General features: G+C 73.1%; 4 protein-coding genes. 2 read left to right on the top strand and 2 right to left on the bottom strand.

Features of this window, described 5'->3' with window-relative positions:
* Nucleotides 1-567: HAD-IC family P-type ATPase (locus tag BKN37_RS26155; RefSeq protein ID WP_131823709.1), on the top strand; the 567-nt coding region annotated here is incomplete at its 5' end.
* Between the two features lie 404 nt (nt 568-971).
* Nucleotides 972-1,274 carry a hypothetical protein gene (locus tag BKN37_RS26150; protein ID WP_071030115.1) on the top strand — a complete coding sequence of 101 codons (303 nt, stop codon included), beginning with the start codon at nt 972-974 and terminating at the stop codon, nt 1,272-1,274.
* A 3-nt stretch (nt 1,275-1,277) separates the two neighbouring features.
* Here the strand turns inward: BKN37_RS26150 and BKN37_RS26145 are convergent, their stop codons facing one another.
* Entirely contained in the window at nt 1,278-3,359 is a 2,082-nt protein-coding gene (locus BKN37_RS26145; protein ID WP_242657366.1) for an acyltransferase family protein, read from the bottom strand.
* Between the two features lie 93 nt (nt 3,360-3,452).
* The coding region (locus BKN37_RS26140) for an alpha/beta hydrolase (protein WP_071030109.1) at nt 3,453-4,123 on the bottom strand (671 nt) is incomplete at its 5' end.

Below are 4,123 nucleotides of genomic sequence, written 5' to 3'. Positions count from 1 at the left end.
GACGACCGGGTGCGCGGCACGATCACGCTGGCCGACACCGTCAAACCCAGCAGCGCCGCCGCGATCGCCGAGCTCAAGGGCATGGGCATCACCCCGGTGCTGCTCACCGGCGACACCGCCGCGGTCGCGCAGCGGGTGGCCGCCGAGGTCGGCATCGACCGCGTCATCGCCGGGGTGCTGCCCACCGACAAGGCCGACGCGGTCAAGGCGCTGCAGGCCGACGGCGCCCGGGTGGCGATGGTCGGCGACGGCGTCAACGACTCGGTGGCGCTGGCCACCGCCGATATCGGGATGGCGATGGGCACCGGCACCGACGCCGCGATCGAGGCCGGCGACCTCACGTTGGTGCGCGGCGACCTGCGCACCGTGCCGACCGCGCTGCGGCTGTCGGCGCGCACGCTGCACACCATCCGGATGAACCTGCTGTGGGCGTTCGGCTACAACGTGGCCGCGATCCCGCTGGCCGCCGCCGGGCTGCTCAACCCGATGATCGCCGGGGCGGCAATGGCCTGCTCGTCGGTGCTGGTCGTCACCAACAGCCTGCGGCTGCGCCGGTTTGGCCGTTAGTTAGCGGTGGGCGGCGTGGGGTGGCGTCGAGCCTGCGCTGAGGGCATCGAGTCTGCGGTGAGGGCGTCGAGTCTGCGGTGAGGGCGTCGAGCCTGCGGTGAGGGCATCGAGTCTGCGGTGAGGGCGCCGAGCCTGAGCTGGCGGCGTCGAGTCTGCGGTGAGGCCGTCTCGACGGCCCGAAACCCGGCGTGGACGCAGGCTCGATGCCGTAGACGCAGGCTCGGTGCCCTGGACGCAGGCTCGGTGCCCTCACCGCAGGCTCGGAGGCCGTAACGGGCTGGGCTCTACCGCCGAGACGCGTAACGTCGATCCAGGAACACGACCTAGGGAGCAATCCGGTGAATCCTGCAACGTTTTCGGGTGTCCGTCGCGGCGTCGCGAAGGCCGCGGTCCTCGCCGCAGCGATAGCCGTACCGGCCCTGGCCGTGGTCGTGCCCGCGCAGGCGGATCCCGCCAATCCCGACCCGTTCAACCCCGGCGATTGCATGGCCAATGCGAACGCGGTCTGCAATCTGGGGCCGTATGGCCCGAACAGTCCCACGAACCCGGCGAATATCAATAGCCCGCTCAATCCGAATAACCCGGCGAATCCGGCCAACCCGATGAGTCCCGATAACCCGGCCAACCCGATGAGTCCCGATAACCCGGCCAACCCGGCGAGCCCGCTCAATCCGAACAACCCGGCGAACCCCAGTTTCCCGGGCTAACGCTTAGTTGGCGGCCCGCGCGCTATCGACCAGTTCGCCGATCGCGGGCCCCAGCGTCGCCGCGTACTGGCCGGTCAGGTGGTTGTCGTCGCGGAACACCAGCTTGTCGCCGACGATCACCGGGCACACCTCGGCGGTGCAGAACAGCGACGTCAGGTCGGCGTAGTGGCCGCCGCCGGCCGTGGTGGCGGCCCGCTCGGCGTCGATGCCGGCCTGGTTGACCGCCGCCGACGGGGTCGGCGCGCAGGCGCTGGCGTCGTCGAGGTGGGCCGACAGGCAGGCCGGCACCGCGGTCTGCGGATCCGGCACCGGCCCGAGCACCAGCACCGACGCGCCCAGGCCGCGCAGCGCCGCCACCGTGCGGGTCAGCGCATCTAGCCACGCCGGATCGTAGGAGGCGAAGCTGAAGTCCGGGGCGTAGCGGCGGCTCATGGTCAGCACGACCAGCTGCGGGTGCTCGGCGGCCAGCCGCGCCATCATCTCGGCGCGCCACTGCTCGCACTCGCGGTAGGGCCGACCCAGATACGGGCTGACGATCGGCAGGTCCAACAGCGGGCAGGTGACCTTGGTCAGCGTCTCCAGCCGCCAGCCACGCCGCTCGGCGACGGACTGCAGGGCCGGATCCCACATCGCGGCGTGCGAGTCGCCGACCAGCACCACCCGGGTGGGGGAGGCGGGATCGCCGGACGCGCATTCGCCGTGCCCGACGTCCAACCAGGACCGCAGGCAGCCGTCGACGAACACGGCTGGCTTATCGGCGGCGGCGTCGGCCAGCGGCGGCGACAGGTTGGACGGGACCGACCGCGGGGCCGCGGAGCTCGTCACCGCCGCCTGGATCTGCGCGGTCGGGGACCGCGGCGCCGCGTCCGCGCCGGGCGCCGCGGCCACCACCGGCGCGGCGGCGCCGTGACCGGCCGGGACCGGGACCAGCACCTGCAACACCAGGGCGGGGCCCGCCAACACCGCGACGGCGGCGGCGCCCACCGCCAGGCTGCGGGCCGGGGACCGGCGCAGCGGCGCGGAGAACCGGGCCGGGTTCTCGATCAGGTGCAGGGTCAGCGCGGCCAACCCGGCCGCGACGCCGGCCGCCGCCACCCGGCCGCCCAGCCCGAGCGGGTGACCCAGCGCCACCGGCGCCAACACCAGCACCGGCCAATGCCACAGGTACCAGGAATACGACAGCCGGCCGACCGCGCGCAGCGACGGCACCGACAGGGCGCGGCCCACCCCGGCCGCCGGGTTCGGGCCGCCGGCGCCGAGCACCAGCGCGGTGCCCAGCACCGGCAGCAGCGCGGCGGTGCCCGGATAGGCGGTCGTCGGCCCCAACTGGACGCAGGACAGCACCACCAACCCCAGGCCGCCCCAGCCGGCGACCGCGGCGCACGGCCCGGGCAGCCGCCGCCACCGCTCGGCGCTCAGCGCCACCAGGCCGCCGGCGGCCAACTCCCACGCCCGGGTGGGCAGCGAAAAGAACGCCCACGGCGGCGACGTGCGGGTCCAGGTCAGCGACAGCGCCAACGACGCCGCCGCGACCAGGCCCAGCGCCAGCAGGTATGGGCGCGTCGACGTCGCGGCTTGAGTGCCCAGCTGGCGCCGCAGATGCCAGGCCGTGCCGAGGATCAGGGCCGGCCACAGCAGGTAGAACTGCTCCTCCACACCCAGCGACCAGTAGTGCTGAAACGGCGACGGCGCGGTGTCGCTGGCCAGGTAGTCGGTGCCAACGATGGCGAACCGGTAGTTGCCGACGTAGAGCGCGCTGGCGATGCCGTCGCCCAGGACACCGCGAGAGGACAACGGCGGCAGCAGGATTGCCGCGCCGACCGCGGTGACGACGCCGACGGTGGCCGCCGCCGGCAACAGGCGGCGGGCGCGGGCCCCGTAGAACCGGCCCAGCCGCACCGTGCCGGTGGCGGCCACGTCGGCCCACAGCAGCCCGGTGATCAAGAACCCGGAGATCACGAAGAACACGTCGACGCCGACGAAACCGCCCCCGACGCCGGGGACCTCGGCGTGAAACAGCACCACGGCCAGCACCGCGACCGCCCGCAGACCTTCGATGTCGGGGCGAAACCCCGGCGGTGGGATGGCTCGGCCGTGCGCTTCCCGGCGGGAAGCACGAGCGTGGTCGAGCGGTCGCACTGTCACCCGGTAGCGGTGACCTCGTTTCCGGTTGGCGCGTTAGGAGCCCAACCAGGCTAGCTCGTCCGGTAGGTGTTGCCGCCAGAACGACACGTCGTGTCCGCCGGGGGAAAAGCCGCCGGCCGGCTTGGTGGGCAGCTGGTCGACGAATTGTTTGGTGGCGGCCGAGAACCGGTCGCCGGTGCCGCAGTCGACCCGGATCGGGATCGACGCCAGCGCCGGCTGGCCGAACACCGAGTTGCTCCGCCAGTCCTCGACGCTGTCGAACGCCGTTTGCCCGGAACCCCAATACGTCAGGAACAGCGCCGGGCTGACCGCGCAGATCCCCGCGGTGCGCGCCGGACCCAGCCGCGACCCCAGCAGCAAAGCCCCGTAGCCGCCCATCGACCAGCCGATGAAACCCACACGCGAGGTGTCCAGCCCCTTGGTGGCCAGCATCGGGATCAGCTCGTTGAGCACCATCGCCCCGGAGTCCTCGCCGGAGGCGCGTTTGTGCCAGTAGCCGTCGCCGCCGTCGACGCTGACCACCGCGAACGGCGGCCGGCCCGCGCGGGCCAGCTGGGCCAGGCCGTCCTCCACGCCGAGGTCCATCACCCCGGCCGCGTTGCCCCCGAAGTGGTGCAACGCGATCACCGGGCGCAGCGTGCCGGTCTGGCCCGGCGGCCGCGCAATGATCCAGTTGGTTTCGACGCCGCCGCGCGACGCGGACA

Origin of the sequence: Mycobacterium talmoniae, assembly GCF_001854525.1 — a bacterium.
GTDB classification, from domain to species: domain Bacteria; phylum Actinomycetota; class Actinomycetes; order Mycobacteriales; family Mycobacteriaceae; genus Mycobacterium; species Mycobacterium talmoniae.
The sequence above is the reverse complement of the archived record's forward strand: the minus strand, read 5'-3'. Positions and strand labels throughout refer to the sequence as shown.